The organism is Erwinia sp. AK-PDG3-5 (genome assembly GCF_056821705.1).
In genome coordinates this window covers 1,668,306-1,693,744 of record NZ_CM165967.1, presented here as the reverse complement: position 1 = coordinate 1,693,744, position 25,439 = coordinate 1,668,306, and the positions used below count along the sequence as shown (strand labels likewise).

General features: G+C 55.8%; 16 protein-coding genes. 9 read left to right on the top strand and 7 right to left on the bottom strand.

All coding sequences use genetic code 11. The annotated features are described in order from the left end of the window. Positions 1 to 5 precede the first annotated feature (5 nt). From AC1UKS_RS07620 to wbaP, 3 genes are all read right to left on the bottom strand, one after another. Positions 6 to 440: an arsenate reductase/protein-tyrosine-phosphatase family protein gene (locus tag AC1UKS_RS07620; RefSeq protein WP_013202958.1), complete on the bottom strand. Its 435-nt coding sequence runs from the start codon at positions 438 to 440 to the stop codon at positions 6 to 8. 15 nt (positions 441 to 455) lie between these two features. Beyond that, positions 456 to 1,589: a polysaccharide export protein gene (locus AC1UKS_RS07615; RefSeq protein WP_265911004.1), complete on the bottom strand. Its 1,134-nt coding sequence runs from the start codon at positions 1,587 to 1,589 to the stop codon at positions 456 to 458. Between the two features lie 292 nt (positions 1,590 to 1,881). Next, the gene (gene wbaP / locus AC1UKS_RS07610) at positions 1,882 to 3,315 is read right to left on the bottom strand and encodes an undecaprenyl-phosphate galactose phosphotransferase WbaP (RefSeq protein ID WP_013202960.1); all 1,434 of its coding nucleotides are present in this window, start codon (positions 3,313 to 3,315) and stop codon (positions 1,882 to 1,884) included. Positions 3,316 to 4,120: 805 nt separating this feature from the next. On the opposite strand from wbaP, the gene AC1UKS_RS07605 reads away from it, so the two are divergent. Continuing rightward, positions 4,121 to 5,704, top strand: a complete 1,584-nt coding sequence (locus tag AC1UKS_RS07605; RefSeq protein WP_134824569.1) for a TerC family protein — start codon at positions 4,121 to 4,123, stop codon at positions 5,702 to 5,704. An 18-nt stretch (positions 5,705 to 5,722) separates the two neighbouring features. On the opposite strand, the gene asmA is transcribed toward AC1UKS_RS07605, so the two are convergent. From asmA to udk, 3 genes are read right to left on the bottom strand one after another with little or no spacing between them, the layout of a single operon-like run. Continuing rightward, complete coding sequence (gene asmA / locus AC1UKS_RS07600; RefSeq protein WP_482436274.1) at positions 5,723 to 7,567, bottom strand: outer membrane assembly protein AsmA; 1,845 nt, start codon at positions 7,565 to 7,567, stop codon at positions 5,723 to 5,725. Positions 7,568 to 7,627: 60 nt separating this feature from the next. Next, positions 7,628 to 8,209, bottom strand: a complete 582-nt coding sequence (gene dcd, locus AC1UKS_RS07595; RefSeq protein WP_053144132.1) for a dCTP deaminase — start codon at positions 8,207 to 8,209, stop codon at positions 7,628 to 7,630. Between the two features lie 19 nt (positions 8,210 to 8,228). Then, positions 8,229 to 8,870 (bottom strand): uridine kinase, encoded by a 642-nt coding sequence (gene udk, locus AC1UKS_RS07590; RefSeq protein ID WP_013202964.1) that lies wholly within the window; start codon positions 8,868 to 8,870, stop codon positions 8,229 to 8,231. A 288-nt stretch (positions 8,871 to 9,158) separates the two neighbouring features. Between udk and AC1UKS_RS07585 the strand changes: the two genes are divergently transcribed. From AC1UKS_RS07585 to yegD, 3 genes are all read left to right on the top strand, one after another. Beyond that, positions 9,159 to 9,788, top strand: a complete 630-nt coding sequence (locus tag AC1UKS_RS07585) for a phosphatase PAP2 family protein (protein ID WP_482436273.1) — start codon at positions 9,159 to 9,161, stop codon at positions 9,786 to 9,788. Between the two features lie 167 nt (positions 9,789 to 9,955). Further along, positions 9,956 to 12,565, top strand: a complete 2,610-nt coding sequence (locus AC1UKS_RS07580) for a diguanylate cyclase (RefSeq protein WP_482436272.1) — start codon at positions 9,956 to 9,958, stop codon at positions 12,563 to 12,565. A 93-nt stretch (positions 12,566 to 12,658) separates the two neighbouring features. Next, positions 12,659 to 14,011 (top strand): molecular chaperone, encoded by a 1,353-nt coding sequence (gene yegD / locus AC1UKS_RS07575; protein ID WP_482436271.1) that lies wholly within the window; start codon positions 12,659 to 12,661, stop codon positions 14,009 to 14,011. A gap of 2 nt (positions 14,012 to 14,013) precedes the next feature. Here yegD and AC1UKS_RS07570 read toward each other — a convergent pair whose 3' ends face one another. Further along, a complete protein-coding gene (locus tag AC1UKS_RS07570) occupies positions 14,014 to 14,976 on the bottom strand; it encodes an aldo/keto reductase (RefSeq protein ID WP_346566791.1) in 963 nt (320 codons plus the stop codon). A gap of 238 nt (positions 14,977 to 15,214) precedes the next feature. Here AC1UKS_RS07570 and AC1UKS_RS07565 point away from each other — a divergent pair, with 238 nt between their 5' ends. Genes AC1UKS_RS07565 through baeS form a run of 5 tightly spaced genes read left to right on the top strand, consistent with a single transcriptional unit; the run spans position 15,215 to position 25,434 of the window. Then, positions 15,215 to 16,462, top strand: coding sequence for an MdtA/MuxA family multidrug efflux RND transporter periplasmic adaptor subunit (locus AC1UKS_RS07565; protein WP_482436270.1), 1,248 nt, complete (start codon positions 15,215 to 15,217; stop codon positions 16,460 to 16,462). Next, positions 16,462 to 19,581 carry an MdtB/MuxB family multidrug efflux RND transporter permease subunit gene (locus tag AC1UKS_RS07560; protein WP_482436269.1) on the top strand — a complete coding sequence of 1,040 codons (3,120 nt, stop codon included), beginning with the start codon at positions 16,462 to 16,464 and terminating at the stop codon, positions 19,579 to 19,581. The genes AC1UKS_RS07565 and AC1UKS_RS07560 overlap by 1 nt, the downstream gene beginning before the upstream one ends. Further along, complete coding sequence (gene mdtC, locus AC1UKS_RS07555; protein WP_206403955.1) at positions 19,578 to 22,646, top strand: multidrug efflux RND transporter permease subunit MdtC; 3,069 nt, start codon at positions 19,578 to 19,580, stop codon at positions 22,644 to 22,646. Before AC1UKS_RS07560 ends, mdtC begins: the two co-directional genes overlap by 4 nt. Then, positions 22,643 to 24,049, top strand: a complete 1,407-nt coding sequence (gene mdtD, locus AC1UKS_RS07550; protein WP_482436268.1) for a multidrug transporter subunit MdtD — start codon at positions 22,643 to 22,645, stop codon at positions 24,047 to 24,049. Before mdtC ends, mdtD begins: the two co-directional genes overlap by 4 nt. Beyond that, complete coding sequence (gene baeS, locus AC1UKS_RS07545; protein ID WP_053144148.1) at positions 24,049 to 25,434, top strand: envelope stress sensor histidine kinase BaeS; 1,386 nt, start codon at positions 24,049 to 24,051, stop codon at positions 25,432 to 25,434. Before mdtD ends, baeS begins: the two co-directional genes overlap by 1 nt. Positions 25,435 to 25,439: the final 5 nt, after the last annotated feature.

Genomic DNA, 25,439 nt, shown 5'->3' with positions numbered 1-25,439 from the left:
CTCAACTATCGGCTTAATGCGTTGACCCATTTCTGGGCAGCGTTTTCGAGTATTCCGTACACGGCTTCAAAGGCTTCGCGGCTTTTCTTATAGGGATCCGCTATTTCCTGTTGGTTAAGCCAGTGGCCAAATAACATGGTCTTGCCACGTACGGAAGGGTTGATGCGGTTGACCAAATCGACATGTTTCTTTTCCATCACCAGGATCAGATCGTAATCCCGGCACATGCCTGAGGTCAGCTGTTGGGCGACGTGCCCATCCAGTGAGACCCCATGTTGATCGGCCACGCTGCTTGCTGTCCCATCGGCTGCCTCGCCCACCATGGCACCGAGCCCGGCTGAAGCGATTTTTTTATCTGGCAGTGCCGATTTGAGTAACCGCTCCCCGGTGGGAGAGCGGCAGATGTTTCCGACACAGACCACTAAGATTGAATTAATCATAATGTTCCCCGGTCATTACCAGTTGTGAATCGTCTGGACGTTACGTGTTGCGTCGTAGAGGCCACTGATGGTTGGGACCAGCTGCGAAATCACGCGGTTCCAACGTGCCAGAGGCGTTGCCGTAACGTAAACGATGTCATAAGGCTGCAGTTGGAACTCAGAGCCCATGACCATCGCCGAAGCGTCTTTGGTATTCAGCTGATAAATATTCGCAATCTTCTTACGATTGTTGCCTTTGATAGGGCGGATTACGAATACGCCGGTGGCATCGGCCACGGTCTGATCCATCCCCTGAGCAGTGCCCAGCGCTTCCGCCAGCGTCATGCCGCTGCGGTCCATTTTCAGGGTGGCAGGCTGTTTCACTTCGCCCATCACAAAGACTTTCAGATCGTCGTTGCGTGGAACGTAGAGAATATCGCCCGGATAGAGCAGATGGTTCTGGGACAGGTCGCCATTTTGCATCAGCGCCTGCAGTGAGATAGGCATCTCTCGACCGTTGTGCGTCAGCACAACGTTACGCCAGTCGGCCGTAGCAGTCAGACCGCCTGCGGCGTTAATGGCATCAAGGATAGTTAACGGTACGTTGGTGATTGGCTGCTGACCGGAGGTGGTCACTTCGCCCGTCACATAGGCTTTTTGCGATTTAAATGACGCTACGCTGACATCGACCTGCGGGCTTTCGATGTACTGCGCCAGACGACGAGAAATCTCATCACGCACTTCCTGCACCGTGCGGGTGGCGACGCGAACGCGGCCAATGTAAGGATAGAAGATGGTGCCGTCTGAATGTACCCAGTTACCGGTATCGCTCGCGCTGCGGTACTGGCCAGCTGGCGTAGTCAATTCAGGGTGATCCCACACGGTGACGGTCAATACATCGCCCACACCAATGCGGTATTCATAGTTTTGCAATTCGTTCTGCAGGCTTGGGTTAGGCTGCGCAACGACAGGCGTTGGTCGCATTTGCTCAACCAGACCTGGGGTCATAGGAAAGACGTTGACGTATTTATCAATATCGAAGTCACTATCCTGCTGCTTAATGACATCTTTTCCGCTGGTGGAAAGAGAACTACCCGGAGCGATGGTACATCCGGAAAGGAGTGCTGCCGATACCATCAGGGGTATCAATTTCGTTTTGATTGTGATCATCTGGTTCTTCGCTATCAGTAAATTGATTGATAGTGGCGAGTCCGCCGCTGTGTAGCGTCATGCAAAATGAATAAGGTGAAGCAACTGTTCAAGCACTGTAACTGTCAGTCATTATCTTTAACTCCCTATCCTTTTTTATGTCTTGCCGGATTGATTAAAGCCGACGCTTAACATTCATCAAAAAAAAGTTTGTTTAGCTCGCAAGTCAATGACAGTTAGCAGTCAAAAGACACTCTTTAATACCGGGACGAGCCGACAACGCCCGCCCCGTTTTGACGGGACAACGCCCCTGTCAATAAGCCCCATCACGTTTCAAAACCACACCAACCGTTTTGAAAAGAATGGCGATATCGTTCCACAGTGACCAGTTTTTTACGTACCAGGAGTCAAAGTAAACACGAGTTTCGTAATCAACATCATTACGGCCACTCACCTGCCACAAGCCGGTCATGCCAGGTTTCGCCATAAAGTAGTAATCGACATCACCCGCGTAACGCTCCAGCTCATCTTCAATGACCGGACGCGGACCCACCAGACTCATTTCACCGCGAACCACATTCCACAACTGCGGCAGTTCATCCAGGCTGGTTTTACGAATAAAGTGACCAATACGCGTAATACGCGGGTCGTTTTTCAGTTTGAAGTCTTTATCCCACTCGGCCCGGGCAATCGGGTCGGTGCGCAGCACTTCCTCCAGCACTTCTTTGGAGTTAACGCACATTGAGCGGAACTTAAGGCATTTGAATTTACGGCCGTTCATACCTACACGTTCGTGACCATAAATCGGGTTGCCGCCATCGCGCGCTACCATAAAGATCAGTACCGCCAGCGCAGGCATTAACATGGTGATGATGCCCAGCGCACCGATAATGTCGAACGCGCGTTTAACGATGCGTGAGGTGCGCTTCGCCAGGTTATTACTGACGCGCAGGATCATCACTTCGTGGCTGAAGATATATGCCATATCCGTGCCATAAAGCGGAACGCCGCGTAATGAAGGTATCACGGAAACGGAACGGCAGTTATGTTTTGCCAGATTTTTCAGCCACAAATCGCGGAACTGACTCTGCTCATATTCAACGGCCACGATAAACTGCGTATCGCCGTTCACCAGCTGCCACAGCGCATTCTCTTCGCGGACGACAGGAATACCAAATAAGGCTGGGGCTGGCGTACCGCCATCAACATCGTAGAAGGCCACAACGTCAAAACCCATCACCTCTTCGCTTTGCAGCGCCAGGTAAGCTTCTTCCGCGTTTTTGCCGCTACCGATAATAATCGTTTGTCTTTTCCACAGACCGTAGTGGTTAAGAATACGCTTCACGATGGCACGGCCAATTGGAATTAAGATTAACGCCAGGATCCAGGTTGTGACCCAAATCCAACGGGACATTTCCCATTTTGATAAAGCGGTAATCGACAGGTCGATCACCGAGAAAATCAGAATAGTTCTGAATATTTCTTTTAACTCAAACCAGAAAGGCTTGCGATAAGTATAGTGGCGCTGGCGAACCCAGAACCAAAAGATACAGACCACAGAGAGAATAATGTGTGTCGCTATTTTTAACTGCAGCGCTTGTAGAGAAATATCGCTCAGAAGATTTCCAGGCAATGCATTAATCAACAAGATTGCAATAAACAAAGAGGCATTAAAAAAGACTAAATCTGAAAGTGCCAGTGATAGTTTAATTAACAACCCTTTAAAGGTGAACTCTATATCGCGCATAGTTAACTCTTAATTTTTTCTTCGGAAGCCTGTGATTTATTAATTTCCACCACTGAAAATAATTGCGTGTTTTTTACTCACGTCATTTATTACACAGGAAACGTATTTGGGAGTCGTGTTAAAGGTCATCGTAACTGGCAGAGCGACAAGAGAATTGACATGTAAAATCAACAACAACGGTAGTGACACCCCAGCTTGCCCGCCCATTCCTGGTCTGGCACGCTACCGCCCCTGGCTTGTAGCTGCCAATGCGCTGTAACGCTGCTTTACCTTGTTGTTTTTATCCTGTCCTCTCCGGGCTCAGGCTAACGTGTTTGCCGTCTTAACGTGTTGCTGTTCACATAAAAAGAGATTAAGACGCCGTTACTGCGCAAATTGCGTCATTAACGCAGACATTTACTAACACGTTGCTATACTAGTTATTACTGGCCTGTTTACAAGAGGCTGTCCCTGCCCGCACTGTCTTTTAGGATTAAGACTACCTTTCGTTCCAGTCTATACCTTGCATACACTCTCCCCCTTCTGGATAAAATTCAGATTAATTCGATCTCTTAAGATTAATCCTGAACGGATTGCGTCAGCCGAGAAGTATCACCGAATTTCCGCTCACAACCTATGCGAATAGTCTTGAAAACTCCGGCAGCAAAATACTCCGGATTTATCTTAGTAAATTCATTTGATGATTATCCCGCCAGTGACGATAAACTGAGCTTTCACTTCAGCTGACTCTTCCGATTATTTGTTGAATCGCTGCCGATTCACTATCATCATCTCAACTGTTTCAATCTTTGCAGGTGTGTGCGTAATGTTCGAATGGATCGCCGATCCCTCTATCTGGGCTGGCCTGGTCACCCTTATCGTTTTAGAACTGGTCCTGGGGATTGATAATCTTGTCTTTATCGCCATCCTGGCGGAAAAACTCCCCCCAGCCCTGCGCGACAGAGCCCGTGTAACCGGCCTGCTGCTGGCATTAGTGATGCGGTTGCTGCTGCTGGCGTCTATCTCCTGGATCTCCTCCCTTATTACGCCGCTTTTCACACTGATCGGGCACCCTTTCAGTGCACGTGACCTGATCATGCTTATTGGCGGGATCTTCTTACTGTTCAAAGCCACCATGGAATTGAACGAACGGTTGGAAGGCAAGGATGAGGATGAAAACCCACAAAAGCGTGGTGCTAAATTTTGGCCAGTTGTCGCGCAAATAGTGGTCCTGGATGCGGTGTTTTCGCTGGACTCGGTGATCACCGCCGTCGGCATGGTGGATCACCTCGCGGTGATGATGGCTGCGGTGATTGTGGCCATCTTCCTGATGCTTCTGGCCAGCAAACCATTAACAAGATTTGTTAATGGACACCCGACGATCGTCATCCTCTGTCTTAGCTTCCTGCTAATGATTGGTTTCAGCCTGGTTGCCGACGGTTTTGGCTATGAAATTCCAAAAGGCTACCTTTATGCCGCGATTGGCTTCTCCATCATCATTGAAGCGCTGAATCAACTGGCGCAATTTAACCGTCGCCGCTTCCTTTCATCGACCTCGCCATTAAGGAAGAGAACCGCAGAAGCGGTGCTGCGTTTATTACGCGGCAATCATGAACCCGCCGAACTGGATTCGCAGACCTCGGCACTGGTGGCCGACAATATTGAAAGCCAGGCGATTTTCAATAAGCAGGAGCGGATGATGATTGCGCGGGTGCTCGGCATGGGCCAGCGCACGGTCAGCAGCATTATGACTTCGCGCCATGATGTTGAGCATGTGGACCTCAGCGAGTCGCCTGAGAAAATCATGTCACTGCTCGACCTGAATCAACATACGCGCATCGTGGTGACCGATAACAGTGACGACCCGCTTGGCGTGGTGCACGTTATCGACCTGCTGAAACAGTCCCTGCACGGGGACAGTCTGGATATAAGGGCGTTGATCCGCCAGCCTCTGGTGTTCCCCGAACAGCTAACCTTACTGCCCGCGCTGGAGCAATTTCGCACCGCACGTACGCATTTCGCCTTTGTGGTGGATGAGTTTGGCTCGGTGGAAGGGGTCGTGACATTAAGTGACGTGATGGAAACCATCGCCGGCAACCTGCCTAATGAAGGTGAAGCGATCGATCCGCGCTACGACATTCAGCAAAATACCGACGGCAGCTGGACGGCTAATGGCCATATGCCGCTGGATGACCTGGTGATGTATCTGGAGTTGCCGCTAAATGAGAAGCGGGAATATCACACGCTGGCAGGGTTACTGATGGAGCATATGCAGCGAGTGCCGCAGCAAGGGGAAGAGATTCAGGTGGGGGATTTCCTGTTCCGTACGTTGCAGGTAGACAGCCACCGCGTCCAGAAAGTGCAAATCATTCCGTTGGCGGTGACTGAAGAGCCGGATTACGAAGTCTGAGCAACTTCCCGGCTCCTGCTACATGTCTTTAAGCAGTTTCTGTACTGAACTGTTTTTATCGCTGCTCTTGTTACGGTCCGACCACTGCTGTAGCCGTTTTTTCGCTTCATCCTGCAACTGCTGGCGCAGCACCTGGTCGACCTGTAATGAGTAGTTCAGGCCAGACCACGGCCCGTAAATGCGCAATGGCACCGGCGTCGACTGCAGGCGTTTCACCAGCTCATCATCGCCCTGCCAGCCATTCGTCACCGTTACACCAAAGGTCATGTCCGCCTGCTGGCTCGCCAGGTTGACCTGCCCTTTGCCGCTGTAATCCAGCATCGGGGAATGTCCCTGCAATCCTGGGAAGGTCAGTAAGCCATTGTTGAGCGAGGCGTTACCTTTAATCTGCTGCAGATTGTTTTCCTTCGCCGCATCGGCCGGCCCACGAACCCGATTACTGTTTCTTTCTACCGCGCGCTGGATCATCTGCTGGAAGTTAAGCCCGGCCATCTGCGCGTTATCCAGCGTCAGCTCAGCGTTACCCTGCCAGGCCTGCTTGAAGGAAGGCACCGTCAGGCCAGAGCCGCTGAAGTTTCCGGCCAGCGACAGATCGCCGCTAAGGGAAGCTGGCAGAGCAAAGGCTTTCAGCAACGGCGCAACGGCAATGTTTTTTAACGTCGGCTGCAATTTAACCATCGTCTCAGCCGTGCGCACATCGATACTGCCTGGCAGAGAGAAGTCACCGCTGCCGGATTTACCGCTTAAGGTCGCCAGATTCAGCAAGCCACCTTTACTCGACGCACGCAGATTAACCTGGTCGAAATCCATGCCCCGCCAGCGCATTTTATCGACCGTCAGCGCAACGTTGCCGTCCATCGCATTGAGAGGAGAATCAGCATTATCATGCTCAACCGGGCGGGAAATGACCGGGCCAGGGCCCGAACGTTGCGCCTGGACCGTCTGGCCACCGTCGGCACTGTCCGGCTCCAGACCCAATAAGGAGTCCATGTTGAGCAACGGTGAGTGCAGGTCGACATTCAGCTGCGGACGGGCACCGAGCATGCCGCTGGCGCTGCCATCAAGCTGGCTGTCATTGGCGGTCAGTGAGAGATTTTTCAGGCTGAAGGCCTGATTATCTCCCGCCCACTCGGCCTGCATTTTCATCTGCCCTTTCAGCCCGTCTTTTGGCAGGTCGGCACCGGTCATCTGGTAATCCAGCTGATTGATGGCGGCGGTGAGATGCTGAGGATAGCGGCTGACGTCCAGATCGCTGTTGAGGTTGAGCAGCAGTTCGCGCTGATCGCGATTGATACGGCTGCTCAGCTCAATGTGCGCCCGACGCTTAGTGTCCTGGGATAGCTGAAGATTGAGATCGCGAAGATTGAGCTGCTCGCCATTATCCTGTTGCCAAATCAGCAAACTGTCGGCAATGCGCAGTTCGGCAATATCAAACGTCCAGCCATGGGTAACGCCTTCGTCCGGGTTGTTCCCCGCCGGGCCGACGGGCGCATTAGCCGGACGTTGCGCTTCGCTGTCCGGGGTGAGATTGAACACCGCCCCTTTCAGCATCACCTGCTTCACCGACAGCTGGTGAGAAATAAGTGGAAGAAGACTGACATCAAGACGCATGTTGCTGGCGCTGACCACCGGCTGTTTGGCACCCGGCGCGGTCAGCGTCATCTGACCGGAAAGAATGCTCAGCTGCGGCCAGACATGCCAGCGCAGATCGCCATTAAGCGCTAAACGATAGCCGCTGCGCTGCTCAACCTGCTGAGCCATATAACCGCGAAAATCGTTGGGATTAACCAATAACACCAGCGCAGTCATTCCGGCCACAATTACCACCAGCAAAATAGCCAGCGTGGTAATAAATCGTCTCATGCCTTCCCCTTATTCCCGTCACGGTTACCCAGTGGCAAGACGCTGACGAGCCAGATTATTCTAATCTTTGTCGATCCTGCTGGCATCCGCGCCCTGCTGCCCTTTGTATTTGGCATCGGTGCGGCGGTTATACGGCCGCGCAGCCGGGCCGGACAGCGGTTCAAAACTCAGTGCGCCGATCAGCATACCCGGACGCAGCGCCAGAGGCAGCTTACCTGAATTATAGAACTCCAGCACAATTCGGCCCTGCCAGCCGGGATCGATGCGGTGAGCCGTGACGTGAACCATCAGCCCAAGACGCGCCAGAGAGGAGCGTCCGTCCAGCCAGCCTACCAGATTATCCGGCAGCGTGACCGACTCCAGCGTCACGGCCAGTGCCAGTTCGCCCGGATGCAGGAAGAACGCCTCGCCTTCCGGCAGGACAATCTCGTCGCTCATCACGCGATCCAGCGCCGCACTGACTTCATCCTTTGGACCACTGAGATCGATAAAGGCCGCGGTGTGCCCGCGGAAGGTTCTGAACTGATTCCCCAAACGCACATCAACGGTCGCACCGTTAATGCGTTCAACCGGTGGACGTGGGGTAATCTCCAGCTGGCCATTGTCCAGCCAGGCTTCAATATCGCGGTCGCATAATCTCATTGATAAAATTCCCTGTCGGCTATTCGAAGAATTGATTGATCTTGGCCTTCAGAATATCGATGGCGATGCGGTTTTTTCCGCCGCGAGGCACGATAATGTCAGCATACTGTTTGGACGGTTCGATGAACTGCAGGAACATCGGACGAACGGTTTTCTGATATTGCGCCATGACCGAATCCATCGAGCGGCCACGTTCATTCACATCGCGCTTCATACGCCGCATCAGGCAGATATCGAGCGGCGTATCAACGAAGATAGAGAAGTTCATCTCCTGGCGCAGACGGGCGTCGGTCAACAGCAGGATCCCTTCCAGGATGATGACTTTTTTTGGCTTCAGCTGAACAGTCTGCGCAGTACGGGTATGATCAACATAGCTGTATACTGGCAGGTCTATCGCTTCACCGGCTTTCAGCTTCTGCAGATGTTGCAGCAGCAGACTATGGTCCATCGCGCTGGGGTGATCGTAGTTGGTTTTGACCCGCTCATCCATGGTCAGATGGCTTTGGTCTTTGTAATACGCATCCTCGGGGATAACGCCAATATTTTCATCACCCACACGTTCGCGCACTTCGCGATACAGCGTGCTGGCGATGAGACTTTTTCCCGAGGCAGATGCGCCGGCGATACCTACGATGACGCACTGGTGCGACTTGTCAGTCATAAAATTAAAGACCTGATTACTGGTTGTCTGAGACAAAGGAGAGGACGATTTCGCGCGTAATTATAAGGATTTCGGGGGTTTGATGCCAGAGAAAAGCGCGGAAATGCTTTTAGGACTTTCCCGTTAGCCGCGCCTGGCAATGCCCGTTAAACTGGTAACAATGAGACCAAGCTCACATTTTAAGCCGGGCAGCGTTCGCCAGGCGTGAAGTGGATAATCAATACGTTATCTGTATACCGTCCCGGCTCACGCTGGCCCGGCTCGGTAACACAGTAAGAAGGAAATACGGTGTCCTGGCATATTTTGCATATTTTGACTTATTTCGGCGACAGCATGCTGTTGATCCCCACCGCGGTGATTATGGCCATTCTGATTACCTGGAAAAACAGCGACCGCCGCGCCGTCTGGTATTGGGCGCTGGCTTTTTGCGCCGCGGGCGCCATCGTCAGCCTGTCTAAAATCGCTTTTCTGGGTTATGGCATCGGCAGCGCGCGTTTCAACTTCACCGGCTTCAGCGGCCACAGCGCCATGTCCGCCACCCTGTGGCCGGTAATGCTGTGGTTGCTCAGCGGCCGCCTTAAGCCTGCCTGGCGCACCTGCGCGGTGGTGGTGGGTTACCTGATCCCGCTGATGGTCGGTGCCTCCCGTCTGGTGCTGAACTACCACTCCACCAGCGAAGTGGTTGCCGGTCTGATCCTCGGCTTTACCTTGAGTAGCGCGTTCCTGGTCAGCCAGCGTCGTTCGGAGCTGCAGGGATTTTCCGCCACCCAGCTGTGCATCGCGCTGTTGTTGCCACTGCTGCTGATGAGCCACGGCCGCCTGGCGACCACCCAGCAATTCCTGCAGCGCTTTTCGGTGCAGCTTTCCGGTATCGACCATGCCTGGACCCGCGCGGAGTTGCTCAAACTCCGTCAGTAATCCCACCATTAAACGGAATCGGGCGAAAAAACGCAGGTCAATCGCCCGAATACCGCTATCTTTTGAATTACCGCAAGCATTCATAAACGGTTATGTTAGCATCGCTGATGTAACGTAGATTGCGCCTTCGGTTGATCTAAACCTCCGGCGCCATGCTGGATTGTTGAATGACGACTGACACCCTTTTTTCTGTAAAGCGCATCACCCTCCCCTGGCCTCAGACCTTGATGCTTGGCGGCTTGAGTTTTGCGTTAACGCTGTTCTGCTTAGAGCTGATTAAAGTCAGTGGCCAGATTTCCCCGCTGTGGTTTTCCACGGCCCTGATGACCATGGTGATCTTTCGCCTGCCTCTTACCTCCTTGCCGCTGGCCTTACTGAGCTGTTTTATCGGCGTTGCCCTCGCCAATACGCTGGTGATTGGCCCTGGGATCGCCAACGTGAAGTATCCGCTGATCAACCTGACCCAGGCGATAATTGGCGGATCGTTACTGCGGGTGATGCTCGATCGCCAGTCGCCGCTTGGCTCCCTGATGAGCTGGAGCAAAATGATGGTGACGGTGGGCATGTTTACCCCGCTGGTGGGCGGCCTGTTGGCGGCCTGGGTGCTCAGCAGCTCCGGGCACAGCAGCTTCCGCTTCTTCTCCACCTGGGTGGTGTCGGAAATGATTGGCATGCTGGCACTGGGCCCGGTTTGCCTGCTGTGGAACAACGATTATTTCCAACGCGCCCGTCATCAGAATGTGCTGTTCGAAACGCTGCTGACCCTGCTGGTCACGCTGGTGCTCTGTTATTGCTCGTTGCGCTATCTGCCGTGGCCGTTCACCTTTGTGATTGTGGTGCTGTTCTACAGCGCCGTGCGCCTGCCGCGCTTCGAGGCGTTTGTGGTGTTCCTTGCCACGCTGTCGATGATGACGGTGATGTTGGCGTTAGGTGTGCTGGACATCCAGCTCAACACCCGCTGGCCGTTGGCCAGTTCAGTTTGGCTGCCGTTCTTAATGGCGTTGATCCCAAGCCATATGATGGCGCTGGTGATGCACTCATTCCGTGAAGAGAAAAAGCATATCTCGGAGAGTGAGACCCGTTTTCGCCATGCGATGGAGTTCTCAGCCATTGGTATGGCGCTGGTCTCGCCGGAAGGTAAATGGCTGAAGGTCAACAAGTCTCTTTGCAAGCTGCTGGATTACCAGGAAAAAGAGCTGAAGAAGATGGATTTCCAGCAGATCACCCATCCGGAAGATCTGGACGCAGACCTGATTCAGCTCCATGCGCTGCTGCTGGGCGACATTGAAACCTACAGTATGGAAAAGCGCTATCTGCGTAAGGATCATCAGATTGTCTGGGCCCGGCTCACCGTATCGTTGGTACGCGACAACGAGCAGCTGCCGCTCTATTTTATCTCGCAGATTGAAGACATCACCGATCTGAAAACCACCGAAGAGGTCAACCGCCGCCTGATGCAGCGTATCACGCTGGCGAATGAAGCGGGCGGCATTGGCGTGTGGGAATGGAGCCTGGTGACCGGTAAAATGAGCTGGGATAAACGCATGTTCCGCATCTATGACCTGCCGGAAAATGGCCAGGCAACCTATCTCACCTGGGCTAACAGCCTGATGCCCGCCGATCGGCAGCCGGCGATTGATGCCTTCGATACGGCGGTGAAAACCTCCTCACCGATTGATATTGAATTCCGTATCGAAACCGATAAGGGCATTCGTTACATCCGCAGCCAGGCCAATATGGTGCTGGATGAGAAAGGCGATGTGGAACGTATGCTGGGAATTAACCAGGATATCACCGCTATCCGCCAGCTGACCGATGCGCTCTACCAGGAAAAAGAGCGCATGCACATTACGCTGGATGCGATCGGTGAAGCGGTGATCAGTACCGATGAGGAGATGCGGGTGATCTTTATGAATCCGGTCGCCGAAAGCATGACCGGCTGGGCGCAGGAACATGCAGCAGGCAAGCCACTGAACGATATTCTGCGCATCACCCAGGGCCACAAAGGCCCACAGCTGGAAAGTCTGCTGCTGTGTGAACTGCCGCAAACCAAATCAACGCCGGATTTAGATCAGGAGCTGGTGCTGCATAACAGCGCGGGCCGTCAATACGATATCCACTACAGCATCATGCCGTTGAAAACGCTGGAAGGTGACAATATCGGCAGCGTGATGGTGATACGGGATGTCAGCACCTCGCGCGAAATGATGCGTCGTCTGACCTACAGCGCCTCTCACGATATGCTGACCAACTTGCCTAACCGGGTCAGCTTTGAGCAGAAGCTCGACAGCTTATTGCTCTCCCCAACCGCGCTGCAAAAAGATCATGCGCTGGTATTTGTCGACCTGGACCGCTTCAAAGCAGTCAATGATACCTCCGGTCACGCCGCCGGCGATGCATTGCTGCGTGAAATTTCTGGCGTGATGCAGCGCCATCTGCGCAGCAATGATTTCCTCGCCCGACTGGGCGGTGATGAATTTGGCATTCTGTTGCTGGATTGCCCGCAGGATAAGGCGCAGGAAGTGATTGCACGTATCGTGAACGCGGTAAACGACTACCACTTCCTCTGGGAAGGCCGTCTGCACCGCGTCGGTGCCAGTGCCGGGATCACCTTGCTCAACAAGGAAAACCATACGGTCAGCGACGTGTTGGCTCAGGCCGATCTGGCCTGTTACAGCGCCAAGCATAACGGGCGTGGCCAGCTGGCGGTGTACGACCCGGAACGCCTGCGCACTCTTAATCCCTGGCAGCTCAATCACCATGAAGATCAGGCCTAGTGCCGCCACTTTGCGATAAATTGCGCATGGGTTCTTGCTCTCCATGCGGGCCTGGGCTAAAGTCGCCCCCTTTTTTCCAGCTGAGGGGGATAAATGTTTATTGGCTTTGATTACGGGACAGCAAATTGCTCGGTCGCCATTATGAAAGACGGCGTGCCTGCACTGCTGCCGCTGGAGCAAGGTTCTACCTTATTGCCCTCCATGCTTTGTGCTCCGACCCGCGATGCGGTCAGTGAGTGGTTATTCCGCCATCATCAGGTGCCGACGCCTGAAGCCGATAACCAGGCCATTTTACGCCGTGCGCTGGCGTTTAACCGCGAAGAAGATATTGAGGTCACCCCCAACAGCGTCCAGTTTGGACTGGCATCGCTGGCGCAATATATGGCCGATCCGGAAGATGTCTGGTTCGTTAAATCGCCCAAGTCGTTCCTCGGTGCCAACGGGCTAAAGCCGCAGCAGGTGGCGTTCTTCGAGGATCTGGTGTGCGCCATGATGCTGCACATCCGTCAGAAGGCGGAACAGAATCTGAATCAGAGCATCACCCAGGCGGTGATTGGTCGTCCGATCAACTTCCAGGGTCTGGGCGGGGATGACGCCAACCGTCAGGCGCAGGGTATTCTGGCGCGTGCCGCCAGCCGTGCCGGTTTTAAAGACGTTGAATTCCAGTTTGAGCCGGTTGCCGCAGGCCTGGAGTTTGAAGCGACGCTGAAACAGGAAACGCGGGTGCTGGTGGTCGATATCGGCGGCGGGACCACTGACTGCTCGATGCTGCTGATGGGCCCGGAATGGCATGACAAATCCGATCGCAGTGCCAGCCTGTTAGGGCACAGCGGTTGCCGCGTAGGCGGCAACGATCTGGATATCATGCTGGCCTTTAAAGAGCTGATGCCCCTGCTGGGATTAGGCGGCGCGACGGAAAAAGGCACTGCCCTTCCTGCTCTGCCGTGGTGGAACGCCGTGGCGATCAATGATGTTCCTGCCCAAAGCGATTTCTACGCCACTGCCAGCAAAAAGCTGCTGCTGGATTTGATCCGCGATGCGCGTGAGCCAGAGAAAGTGAAGCGTCTGCTGAAAGTCTGGCAGCAACGTCTGGGCTATCGCCTGGTGCGTGCGGCTGAGGAGAGCAAAATTGCGCTGTCTGAGCAAGCCAACGTCACCACGCAACTGGCCTTTATTGAGCAGTCGCTGGAGACGGCAATAAGTGTTCAGGGGCTGGAAGCGGCGATTGCGCAGCCGCTGGAGCGGATTCAGGAACAGGTGAAAATGGCGCTGGATGCCAGCGGCACCCGTCCTGATGTGATCTATCTGACCGGCGGTAGCGCCCGATCACCGGTGCTGCGTCAGGCACTGCAACAGCAACTGCCGGATATCCCGCTGGCAAGCGGCGATGATTTTGGTTCCGTCACCGCCGGTCTGGCCCGTTGGGCGCAGGTGATGTTCCGCTAAGCTCAGTAGCTGCTGGCTTCAGACAGTTCACGGATGTCGTCGTCGCTCAGTTTGAGGGCGGCGGCTTTCGTTAACTCATCAAGTTGGGTCAGTGAGGTAACGCTGACGATAGGCGCGGTGATACTCGGGCGGGCAATCTGCCAGGCAAGAGCCACCTGCGTCGGGGTTGAACCGGTGGATTCCGCCACCTGATCCAGCGCTTTGATAATGCGTAAGCCGCGCTCGTTCAGATACTTCTCGACCACACCTGCCCCACGCTGACTTTTACTGGCATCTTCCGGCTTACGGTATTTCCCGCTGAGGAAACCACTGGCCAGCGAATAATAGTTGATCACCGCCAGGCCATTATCTTTGGCAACCTGCTCAAGACCACTTTCATAGCCTTCACGGTCATAAAGATTGTATTCAGGCTGCAAGGTTTCATAGCGCGCGAAGCCATTATCCTCACTGACCTTCAGCGCTTCGCTCAGGCGTTCTGCCGAATAGTTGGAGGCACCAATCGCCCGCACTTTGCCTTCTTTAATTAAGGCATCAAAGGTCGCCAGCGTTTCCTGCAGCGGCGTATCGCTGTCATCGCGGTGTGCCTGATACAGGTCGATGCTGTCGGTTTGCAAGCGACGCAACGAGTCTTCAATCGCCTGGCGAATGTATTTCGGTGCCAGCCCGGTTTTCCCCGGTCCCATCTCAATCCCAACTTTGGTCGCCAGCACAATTTTGTCGCGTTTGCCGCTCTGCTTCAGCCAGTTACCAATAATGGTTTCAGATTCGCCGCCTTCATTACCCGGCGCCCAACGGGAATACACATCAGCGGTATCAATGAAATACAGCCCTTTTTCCACCAGCGCATCCAGCAGGGAGAAAGAGGTTTTTTGATCGACAGTCCAGCCAAATACGTTGCCACCAAAGGTTAAGGTAGGAACCTGAATGCCGGTGCGGCCCAGTGAACGGTGCTCTGATTGACTCATCATGACTCTCCTGAATATGAATTGTTTCTCACGTGACTTAGAGCCTAGCAAACATCCCCGGCGTCGCTTCGACGATTTGTGGCAAAAGATGTGCGCGACAGGAATACTTACACCAGCTGAACGGTTATCCTTAATTCCTTCACTTTTGCGGTTGATAAACCCGCTAAAATAGAAAAATTCTGGGCCCCGTTTTTGGCCCTCGTGGACACATTTTTTGCACCGGAGAGCTGACATCAAGATGACTGCACAACGCCGTTCCCTCAAAATCTTGCCGATCCTGATTATCGCAGCGGTTGCCGCTGGCGGTTGGTACTGGTGGCACAGCAGCCACAGTAGCGCTGCCCCGGAAAAAATCGCTGACGCACAGCAGCATAAGGGCGGTGGAGGTAAAGGCGGGGGCCGTCATGGTGGCACTGCCGCATTATCCCCGGTGCAGGCAGCCGAAGCGGTGCGCCAGAGCGTGCCGCAGTATCTTTCCGGATTGGGCACCGTCACCGCCGCCAATACCGTCACGCTGCGGAGTCGGGTCGATGGCGACCTGATGGCGCTGCATTTTACCGAAGGTCAGGAAGTTAAAGCCGGTCAGCTGATTGCCGAAATCGATCCGCGTCCTTATCAGGTTGCGCTGACTCAGGCGCAGGGACAGCTGGCGAAAGATCAGGCCACGCTGGCCAATGCCCGCCGCGACCTGGCGCGCTACGAGAAGCTGGCAAAAACCAACCTGGTCTCGCAGCAGGAGATGGATACCCAGCGCTCGCTGGTCAGCGAAACCCTCGGCACGATTAAAGCCGATGAAGGTAGCGTCGCCAGCGCCCAGTTAAATCTGACTTACAGCCGCGTCACCTCCCCTATCTCTGGCCGCGTCGGACTCAAGCAGGTCGACGTCGGCAACTACATCACCAGCGGCGATACCACTGGCATCGTGGTCATTACCCAAACGCATCCGATCGATCTGGTGTTCAGCCTGCCGGAAAATGACATCAGCACCATCCTGACGGCGCAAAAAGGCGGCCAGCCAATCCCGGTAGAAGCCTGGGACCGCAGCAATAAAAAACTGTTGACCCGCGGCACGTTACTGAGCATGGATAACCAGATTGATGCCACTACCGGCACGGTAAAGCTGAAGGCGCGCTTTGGTAACAACGACGATATGTTGTTCCCCAATCAGTTCGTGAACGCGCGCCTGAAGGTCAACACCCTGCAGGATGCGATTGTGATCCCGGCTGCCGCGCTGCAAATGGGCAATGAAGGAAACTTTGTCTGGGTGGTCAACGCAGAGGATAAAGTCAGTAAAAAACTGATCACTACCGGCTTACAGGATAGCCAGAAAGTGGTGGTCACCGCCGGATTGGATGCGGGCGAGCGTGTCGTCACCGACGGCATTGACCGCCTGACCGAGGGCACCAAAGTGGAGGTGGTGGCACCGCAGGCCACGCCGTTGACCTCGGGAAAAAGCGCTCTACCGTCTAAAGGAGCCAGCTCCTGATGCAGGTTATGCCTCCGAGTTCCACCGGCGGCCCGTCCCGCCAGTTTATCCTCCGACCGGTTGCCACTACGCTAATGATGGTGGCGATCCTGCTGGCGGGTATTTTGGGCTACCGTGCCCTGCCCGTTTCAGCCCTGCCGGAAGTCGACTATCCCACCATTCAGGTCGTCACGCTGTATCCGGGTGCCAGCCCGGATGTGGTCACCTCGTCGATAACCGCCCCGCTTGAACGCCAGTTTGGCCAGATGTCCGGGCTGAAGCAGATGTCTTCGCAGAGTTCCGGCGGCGCGTCAGTGGTCACGTTGCAGTTCCAGCTGACGCTACCGCTGGATGTGGCCGAGCAGGAAGTGCAGGCCGCTATTAACGCCGCCACCAATTTGCTGCCGTCCGATCTGCCCAATCCGCCGGTTTACAGCAAGGTTAACCCGGCCGATCCGCCGATCATGACTTTGGCCGTCACCACTACCAGCATGCCGATGACCCAGGTTGAGGATATGGTGGAAACGCGGGTCGCGCAGAAAATCTCTCAGGTCTCGGGTGTCGGTCTGGTGACGCTGGCCGGCGGTCAACGCCCTGCGGTGCGAGTCAAACTCAACGCGCAGGCGCTGGCAGCCCTGAATATGGACAGTGAAACGGTGCGCACGGCGATCGCTAATGCCAACGTTAACTCCGCCAAAGGCAGCCTTGACGGCCCCGAGCGTTCAATCACGCTGTCGGCCAACGATCAGATGAAATCCGCCGAGGATTACCGTCAGCTGATCGTCGACTATCAGAACGGCTCAGCGGTGCGGCTGCGCGATGTGGCGACGGTTGAGCAGGGTGCGGAGAACAGCTGGCTCGGCGCATGGGCCAATCGTCAGCCGGCCATTGTGCTGAATATTCAGCGTCAGCCTGGCGCCAACATCATTACCACCGCCGACAGTATTCGCCAGATGTTGCCGTCGCTGACCGCCTCGCTGCCGAAATCTGTTGAGGTCAAAGTCCTGACCGATCGCACCACCAATATTCGCGCTTCCGTGCATGACGTGCAGTTTGAGCTGATGCTGGCGATTGCGCTGGTGGTGATGATTATCTATCTGTTCCTGCGTAACGTGCCGGCGACAATCATTCCGGCCGTTGCCGTTCCGCTGTCGCTGGTCGGCACCTTCGCAGTAATCTATTTCCTCGGCTTCTCGATCAACAACCTGACGCTGATGGCGCTGACCATCGCCACCGGTTTTGTGGTAGATGATGCGATCGTGGTGATCGAGAACATTTCCCGCTATATCGAGAAAGGCGAAAAGCCGATGGCCGCAGCGTTAAAAGGCGCGGGTGAAATTGGCTTTACCATCATTTCTCTGACCTTCTCGCTGATTGCGGTGTTAATCCCGCTGCTGTTTATGGGCGATATCGTCGGCCGGCTGTTCCGGGAATTCGCCGTGACGTTGGCAATCTCGATCCTGATTTCCGCCGTAGTGTCGCTGACCCTGACCCCAATGATGTGCGCGCGCATGCTGAGCGTGGAGTCATTACGCAAACAGAACCGGTTCTCGCGCGCCAGTGAAGCGATGTTTGACCGCATTATTGCCGGTTATGGGCATTTTCTGCGCCGGGTGCTGAATCATCCGTGGATAACGCTAGGCGTGGCGCTGGGCACGCTGGCGATCACCGTGCTGCTGTGGATCACCATTCCGAAAGGCTTCTTCCCGGTGCAGGATAACGGCATCATCCAGGGCACGCTGCAGGCTCCACAGTCGGTTTCCTACGCCAATATGGCGCAGCGTCAGCAGCAGGTTGCCTCAGTCATCATGAAGGATCCGGCGGTGCAAAGCCTGACCTCCTTCGTCGGCGTCGACGGCACCAACCCGGCGCTGAACAGCGGGCGACTGCAGATCAACCTGAAACCGCTGGATCAGCGTGATGACCGCATCCCGGTGGTGATCGACCGACTTCAGACGGAAATAGCCAAATTGCCCGGGGTGAATCTCTACCTGCAACCGGTGCAGGACCTCACCATTGATACCACGGTCAGCCGCACGCAATATCAGTTTACCTTGCAGGCCGGTTCGCTCGAATCCCTCAGCCTGTGGGTGCCGAAACTGATTACTGCGCTGTCGACCTTGCCGGAGCTTAAAGATGTCAGCAGCGACTGGCAGGATCAGGGGCTGGAAGCCTATATCAAAGTGGATCGCGATAACGCCAGCCGTCTGGGTATCACCATGGCCGACGTGGATAACGCGCTGTATAACGCCTTTGGTCAGCGTCTGATCTCCACCATTTACACCCAGGCCAATCAGTATCGCGTGGTGCTGGAGCATGACACCTCCGCCACGCCAGGCCTTGCCGCGCTGGAGGGCATCCGCCTGAACAGCACCTCGGGCGGCGTGGTGCCGTTAAGCGCTATCGCCACCGTCGAACAGCGTCATGGGGCGTTGACCATTAACCATCTCGATCAGTTCCCTTCCACCACCTTCTCGTTCAACGTGCGCGACGGTTACTCGCTGGAACAGGCAGTCAATGCCATTAGCAAAACCGAGCAGGATCTGGCAATGCCGTCGGAGATCATGACCGAGTTCCAGGGCAGCACGCTGGCTTTCCAGGCGGCGCTGTCCAGCACCATCTGGCTGATCGTGGCGGCAATCGTGGCGATGTATATCGTCCTTGGCGTGCTGTATGAGAGCTTTATCCACCCGATTACCATTCTGTCCACCCTGCCAACCGCGGGCGTGGGCGCGCTGCTGGCACTGATGCTGAGCGGTCACGAGCTGGATGTGATCGCCATTATCGGCATTATTCTGCTGATAGGTATCGTGAAGAAAAACGCCATCATGATGATCGACTTTGCGCTGGCCGCCGAGCGGGAACAGGGTATGGCGCCGTATGACGCGATTTATCAGGCCTGCCTGCTGCGTTTCCGCCCGATCCTGATGACCACGCTGGCCGCCTTGCTGGGCGCACTGCCACTGATGCTGAGTACCGGCGTCGGGGCGGAGCTGCGCCGTCCGCTGGGCGTGGCGATGGTGGGCGGGCTGGTGGTCAGCCAGGTACTGACGCTGTTTACCACGCCGGTGATTTATCTGCTGTTTGACCGACTGGCCCACGCTACCCGTCGTCGCTTCAGGCAGGAGGAAGCGCAGTGAGGTTTTTTGCGCTGTTTATCCATCGTCCGGTGGCGACGATTCTACTGACCATCGCCATTTTGCTGGCGGGCGTATTGGGGTTCAGGCTGCTGCCTGTCGCCCCGCTGCCGCAGGTTGATTTCCCGGTGATTGTGATCAGCGCGTCGTTGCCGGGTGCCTCACCGGAAACCATGGCATCGTCGGTCGCCACCCCGCTCGAACGTTCGCTGGGTCGTATCGCGGGCGTCAGTGAAATGACCTCAACCAGCTCATTAGGCAGCACCCGCATCATCCTGGTATTCGATTACGATCGCGATATCAACGGCGCGGCGCGGGATGTTCAGGGCGCAATTAACGGCGCGCAAAGCCTGCTGCCGACCGGGATGCCCAGCCGCCCCACCTACCGCAAGGCCAACCCGTCCGACGCCCCGATTATGATTATGGCGCTGACCTCGGACACCTATTCCCAGGGTCAGCTGTATGACTATGCCTCCACGCAGCTGGCGCAAAAGCTGTCGCAAATCGACGGCGTAGGCGACGTGACCGTAGGCGGTAGCTCGCTGCCTGCCGTGCGTGTCGATCTTAATCCGCAGGCGCTGTTTAATCAGGGCGTCTCGCTGGATGCGATTCGCGAAACCATCGCCAATGCCAACCAGCGCAGACCACAGGGCGCGATTGAAGATCATCAACAGCGCTGGCAGCTGAAAACCAACGACGAGCTGCAAAAGGCGGCGGATTACCAGCCGCTGGTGGTGCATTACAACGCCGGCGCGGCGGTGCGTTTGCAGGATGTGGCTAACGTCACCGACTCGGTTCAGGACGTGCGCAACGCCGGGATGTCGAACGCCAAACCGGCAATCCTGTTGCTGATCCGCAAGCTGCCTGAAGCCAACATCATTGATACCGTCGACCGTATCCGCGCCGAAGTGCCCGAACTCAGCAATATTATTCCGGCCTCAATCCATCTGGAAATTGCCCAGGATCGCTCGCCGACGATCCGCGCCTCGCTGGCAGAGGTAGAGCAGTCGCTGGCTATTTCGGTCGGGCTGGTGATCCTGGTGGTGTTTGCCTTTTTACGTTCGGGTCGCGCCACGCTGATCCCGGCGGTGGCCGTGCCGGTGTCGCTGATTGGCACCTTTGCCGCCATGTACCTGTGCGGCTTCAGCCTGAATAACCTGTCGTTGATGGCGCTGACCGTCGCCACCGGATTTGTGGTGGATGATGCCATCGTGGTGCTGGAGAACATTTCCCGCCATGTGGAAGCGGGTATGAAGCCGCTGCAGGCCTCGTTACAGGGCGTGCGGGAAGTGGGTTTTACCGTGCTGTCGATGAGCCTGTCGCTGATTGCCGTTTTCCTGCCGTTGCTGATGCTTGGCGGGCTGATTGGCCGCTTCTTTAAGGAATTTGCCGTCACGCTGTCGGTATCGATAGCGATATCGCTGGTGATTTCACTTACCCTGACGCCAATGATGTGCGCCAGACTGCTGCGCGCGCATCCGCAACGCGAGCAAGGCCGGGTGCGGGGCTTTGGCCGCGTGCTCAACGCCATTCAGCAAGGCTACGGCCGCTCGCTAAACTGGGTGCTTAATCACTCCCGCTGGACGCTGCTGGTGTTTCTCGCCACCATCGGCCTGACGGTTTATCTGTATATTTCCATCCCGAAAACCTTTATGCCCGAGCAGGATACCGGCCGGGTGATGGGCTTTATTCAGGCCGATCAGAGCATTTCGTTCCAGGCGATGCGCGGCAAGCTGGAAGGCTTTATGAAGATTGTCCGCGACGATCCGGCAGTGGAAAGCGTGGTCGGCTTTACCGGCGGCTCGCGCACCAACAGCGGATCGATGTTTATCTCCCTTAAGCCGTTAAGCGAGCGCAGTGAAAATGCGCAGGAAGTGATTGCCCGGCTGCGCATCAAGCTGGCTAAAGAACCCGGCGCGAGTCTGTATCTGATGGCGGTGCAGGATTTGCGGGTAGGCGGACGGGAATCGAACGCCGGGTATCAGTACACGCTGCTGTCAGACAATCTCGACGACCTGCGGATCTGGGAGCCGAAGATTCGCGAGGCTTTTGCGGCGCTGCCGGAGCTGGCGGATGTGAACTCCGATCAGCAGGATAAAGGCTCGGAAATGGCGTTGACCTACGATCGTGAAACCATGACCCGACTGGGCATCGACGTCACGGATGCCAATAACCTGCTGAACAATGCCTTTGGTCAGCGGCAGATTTCCACCATTTATCAGCCGCTCAATCAGTACAAGGTGGTGATGGAAGTGGATCCGCGCTATACCCAGGACATCAGCTCGCTGGATTTGATGTACGTGATTAACAACGATGGCAAAGCGATTCCGCTCTCTTACTTTGCCAAATGGCTTCCGGCCAACGCGCCGTTGTCGGTTAACCATCAGGGGCTTTCGGCTGCCTCAACCATCTCCTTTAATCTGCCCGAAGGGGTGTCGCTTTCTCAGGCATCCGATGCCATTGACCGCAGCATGACCACGCTGGGCGTACCGACCTCGGTGCGGGGCAGCTTTGCCGGAACGGCCCAAGCCTTCGAGCAAAGCCAGAACAGCCAGGTGTGGCTGATTATCGCCGCTATCGCCACGGTGTATATCGTGTTAGGCATCCTGTATGAAAGCTACGTGCATCCGCTGACCATTCTCTCAACGTTGCCCTCTGCTGGCGTTGGCGCGTTGCTGGCGCTGGAACTGTTTAGCGCGCCGTTCAGTTTGATTGCGCTGATCGGCATTCTGCTGCTGATCGGTATCGTCAAAAAGAACGCCATCATGATGGTCGATTTTGCGCTGGAGGCGCAGCGTAACGGTAACCTGACCGCCCGCGAGGCGATTTTCCAGGCGAGCCTGCTGCGCTTCAGGCCAATCATGATGACCACGCTGGCGGCGCTGTTAGGTGCTCTGCCGCTGGTGCTGACGTCCGGTGATGGAGCAGAACTGCGCCAGCCGCTGGGGATTACCATTGTTGGCGGGCTGGTGATGAGCCAGCTGTTAACGCTATACACCACGCCGGTGGTTTATCTGTATATGGATAAACTGCGTCGCCGGCCACGTCAGGAACTCGTCCAGTCATGAATACGCTTCCTTCCACCGTGCGCTGGCAACTGTGGATCGTTGCCTTCGGCTTTTTTATGCAGGCGCTGGATACCACCATCGTCAACACTGCCCTGCCCTCGATGGCGGTAAGCCTGAACGAGAACCCGTTGAATATGCATTCGGTGATCGTCTCCTATGTGCTGACGGTGGCGGTGATGCTGCCGGTCAGCGGCTGGCTGGCCGACCGGTTCGGGGTAAGGAACGTGTTCTTCAGCGCCATCATTCTGTTCAGCGTCGGCTCGCTGTTTTGCTCAATGGCCACCTCGCTGGATCAACTGATTATGGCGCGTGTGGTACAGGGTATTGGCGGCGCGATGATGGTGCCGGTCGGCAGGTTAACGGTGATGAAGCTGGTCCCACGCGAGCAATATATGGCGGCGATGACCTTTGTCACCCTGCCGGGCCAGGTCGGCCCGCTGCTCGGTCCGGCGTTGGGAGGCGTGCTGGTGCAGTACGCAAGCTGGCACTGGATTTTCCTGATCAATATTCCGGTGGGCATCATTGGGGCCGTTGCCACCCTGATGCTGATGAAAAATATGCGCCTGCCGCCGCGAAAATTCGACTTTCTCGGGTTTATTCTGCTGGCCGCAGGGATGGCAACCTTAACGCTGGCCCTCGACGGCCAACGGGGCTTAGGCGTTTCGCCGCTGCTGCTCTGTCTGTTTATCCTGATCGGCGTGTTCTCATTGCTGTTCTATCTGATGCACGCCAGAGGCGACGAGCGCGCGCTGTTCAGCCTGAAGCTGTTTGATAACCGCATCTTTTCCATTGGGCTGTTAGGCAGTTTTACCGGCCGTATCGGCAGCGGAATGCTGCCGTTTATGACGCCGATCTTCCTGCAGGTGGGGATGGGCTATACCCCGTTCCATGCCGGGCTGATGATGATCCCGATGGTCCTCGGCAATATGGGGATGAAGCGCATCGTGGTGCAGATCGTTAACCGCTTTGGCTACCGTAACGTGCTGGTGGGCGCCACCATTGGCCTGGCGCTGGTGGTGCTGTTATTCCCGGCGGTGGCGTTGATGGGCTGGGATTACCTGCTGCCGGTAGTGCTGTTCCTGCAGGGCATGGTCAATGCCATTCGCTTCTCCTCGATGAATACCCTGACGCTGAAAGAGCTGCCGGACGATCTCGCCAGCAGCGGCAACAGCCTGCTGTCGATGATCATGCAGCTGTCGATGAGTATCGGCGTGACGGTGGCCGGGCTGATGCTGGGTACCTTTGGTCATCAGGCGGTGACTGACAGCGCGGCGGTGCATCAGGCCTTTATTTATACCTATCTGTGCATGGCGGTGGTGATCGTTTTGCCCGCGCTGGTGTTCTGGCGCGTGCCGCTGGATGTCAGTAAAAACGTGGTGTTGAGCCGCAAGAGGAAGTCTTAATGTTTGCAAAATTGCGTATCGGCATCACCGCCAAGCTGTTCGCGGCGATTTTTTCCACCTGCCTGCTGGTGCTGGTCACCATGCATTGGGGCGTGCGGCTGAGCTTTGAGCATGGCTTTATTGATTACATCAAGAAAGGCAACGAGCAGCGGCTGGTGATGCTGAGCGATGCATTGTCCGATCAGTATGAGCAGCACGGCAACTGGGATTTCCTGCGTCACAATAACAAGCTGGTGTTCCAGATCCTGCATTCGCTGGAGCAAAATCCGGACTCCAACTCTCAGCTTCCGCCGCACGGCTGGCGAACGCAGTTTTGGATTATCGATCAGCAATATCACGTGATGATTGGCCCGCGCGGCCCGGTGCCGCCCGAGGGGTCGCGCCGCAATATCACCACCAGCGACGGGCACATTGTCGGTTGGGTGATCGGTTCGCCGCCTGAACGCCTGACCCGCAGCGCGGATATCAACTTCGATCAGCAGCAGAAGCGCACCAGCTGGATCATCTCGGGGCTGGCGATGCTGCTGGCCGCACTGGTCACCTGGCTGATGTCGCGGGGCTTGCTTGCGCCGGTTAAACGGCTGGTGGAAGGCACGCACCAGCTGGCCGCCGGCGACTTTACCAGCCGGGTGCAGGCCAACAGCCGCGATGAACTGGGCCGGCTGGGGCAGGACTTTAACCGGCTGGCCAGTACGCTGGAGAAAAACGAGAGTATGCGCCGCGCCTTTATGGCCGATATTTCTCATGAGCTGCGCACGCCGCTGGCGATCCTGCGCGGAGAACTCGAAGCGATTCAGGACGGCGTACGCAAACTGACGCCGGAGTCGATTGTTTCGTTGCAGGGAGAAGTCAGCACGCTGACCAAGCTGGTGGACGATGTGCATCAGCTCTCTCTGTCTGATGAAGGTGCCCTCGCCTATCGCAAATGCAAAACGGACCTGGTGCCGCTGGTGGAGCTGGTGGCGAGCAACTTTAACGGCCGCTATCAGAGCCGTAATCTTTCGCTCGATCTCCGTCTGCCGGAGCAGGCTCCGCTGTTTGGCGATCCCGATCGCCTGATGCAGTTATTTACCAATCTGATGGAAAACAGCCTGCGCTATACCGATGCCGGCGGCGGTCTGACCGTCACGCTGGTGTCACAACCGGACCAGCAGATCCTGCATTTCGAGGATACCAGCCCGGGGATCACCGACGAGCAGCGGCAGCAAATTTTCGAGCGATTCTTCCGGGCGGAAAGTTCGCGAAATCGTGCCAGCGGCGGCTCCGGGCTTGGGCTGGCTATCTGTCAAAACATCGTTGAAGCGCATGATGGCAGCATTGTTGCGGACCACTCCGATGCCGGAGGGCTGAAAATTACGGTACACTTACCCTGCAATACTAACTAAAGAGG

Excerpts from the sequence above, each read along its gene's own strand:
- baeS (WP_053144148.1), top strand. The coding sequence starts at position 24,049 with ATGTTTGCAAAATTGCGTATCGGCATCACCGCCAAGCTGTTCGCGGCG.
- wbaP (WP_013202960.1), bottom strand. The coding sequence starts at position 3,315 with ATGCGCGATATAGAGTTCACCTTTAAAGGGTTGTTAATTAAACTATCA.
- AC1UKS_RS07560 (WP_482436269.1), top strand. The coding sequence starts at position 16,462 with ATGCAGGTTATGCCTCCGAGTTCCACCGGCGGCCCGTCCCGCCAGTTT.
- dcd (WP_053144132.1), bottom strand. The coding sequence starts at position 8,209 with ATGAGATTATGCGACCGCGATATTGAAGCCTGGCTGGACAATGGCCAG.
- mdtD (WP_482436268.1), top strand. The coding sequence starts at position 22,643 with ATGAATACGCTTCCTTCCACCGTGCGCTGGCAACTGTGGATCGTTGCC.
- udk (WP_013202964.1), bottom strand. The coding sequence starts at position 8,870 with ATGACTGACAAGTCGCACCAGTGCGTCATCGTAGGTATCGCCGGCGCA.
- AC1UKS_RS07615 (WP_265911004.1), bottom strand. The coding sequence starts at position 1,589 with ATGATCACAATCAAAACGAAATTGATACCCCTGATGGTATCGGCAGCA.
- yegD (WP_482436271.1), top strand. The coding sequence starts at position 12,659 with ATGTTTATTGGCTTTGATTACGGGACAGCAAATTGCTCGGTCGCCATT.
- AC1UKS_RS07605 (WP_134824569.1), top strand. The coding sequence starts at position 4,121 with ATGTTCGAATGGATCGCCGATCCCTCTATCTGGGCTGGCCTGGTCACC.
- asmA (WP_482436274.1), bottom strand. The coding sequence starts at position 7,567 with ATGAGACGATTTATTACCACGCTGGCTATTTTGCTGGTGGTAATTGTG.
- AC1UKS_RS07570 (WP_346566791.1), bottom strand. The coding sequence starts at position 14,976 with ATGAGTCAATCAGAGCACCGTTCACTGGGCCGCACCGGCATTCAGGTT.
- AC1UKS_RS07580 (WP_482436272.1), top strand. The coding sequence starts at position 9,956 with ATGACGACTGACACCCTTTTTTCTGTAAAGCGCATCACCCTCCCCTGG.
- AC1UKS_RS07620 (WP_013202958.1), bottom strand. The coding sequence starts at position 440 with ATGATTAATTCAATCTTAGTGGTCTGTGTCGGAAACATCTGCCGCTCT.
- AC1UKS_RS07565 (WP_482436270.1), top strand. The coding sequence starts at position 15,215 with ATGACTGCACAACGCCGTTCCCTCAAAATCTTGCCGATCCTGATTATC.